This is a genomic window from Streptococcus sinensis (assembly GCF_000767835.1).
Classification (GTDB): Bacteria; Bacillota; Bacilli; order Lactobacillales; family Streptococcaceae; genus Streptococcus; species Streptococcus sinensis.
Map to the genome: position 1 here is coordinate 1 of NZ_JPEN01000058.1, position 859 is coordinate 859.

Annotated in this window: 1 protein-coding gene; it reads left to right on the forward strand. The window is 38.1% G+C overall.

What is annotated here, in order from left to right; genetic code table 11:
* The first annotated feature begins 67 nt into the window (after nt 1-67).
* Nucleotides 68-787, forward strand: coding sequence for a PRD domain-containing protein (locus tag SSIN_RS04370; RefSeq protein ID WP_052076758.1), 720 nt, complete (start codon nt 68-70; stop codon nt 785-787).
* Nucleotides 788-859: the final 72 nt, after the last annotated feature.

Consider the following 859-nt stretch of genomic DNA (forward strand, 5'->3'; position numbering starts at 1 on the left):
CTATAAAATAATTAAGAAAGGGTTTATACTGGCGGAAGCTACCCGCTAATATAAATATAAGGGTGACATCGTTCTGGAAAGTAAGATTGAGAAAATCTTTCGCCTACGAACGGAAGAGTCTAAAGAAAACTTTGTGGCCTTGCTAAAAGATGTTCCGCTGGACTTTATCACAGTGACCTATGATGTGATTGATACCCTTTCTAAGAAGTATGATTATCCTGTCCAGGAGTATATCTATGTCACGCTGACAGTTCACATCTACTGTTCTTATCAGGCTGTGCAGCAGGGGCGGTACAAGGAGAGTGATCTGCCGGATGCTTCGGAGAAATACCCAGTTCCTTATCAAATCGCCCAAGAAGCAGTGGCTATTTATCGGGATCGGCTCTTAGATAGTTTTCCAGATGATGAGGTGAACAGAATTGCTTATCATTTTATCAATGCAGAAGGCGACTCCAATCCTGTAGGTCAGAGTCACTTAGATAAGCGGAAAGACATTCTAAATGCTGTGGAAGAGGAGCTAAGGAAGCAAGGTATTAGAAGAACAGCTAATAATAGTAACTTCTATGACCGATTCATGATTCATCTCAATTATTTCTTAGATTACTTGGATAGAAGCCGCGATGACAATGTTGCGCTGCTAGAAATGGAGAGCCAGATTAAACTGACTTATCCTGAAGCCTATCAAATTGGAAGTAGTCTCTATGAGATTATTGCTCAGAAAACTGGAATAGACTTGTATCATAGTGAGCGAGTTTATCTAGTCTTACATATTCAACGATTACTATAACTAAAAAATATAAGGAGGCATTCTATGTAAAAAGTCAAGAATAATTTTTTAAAATATCAATTATTTTTTACA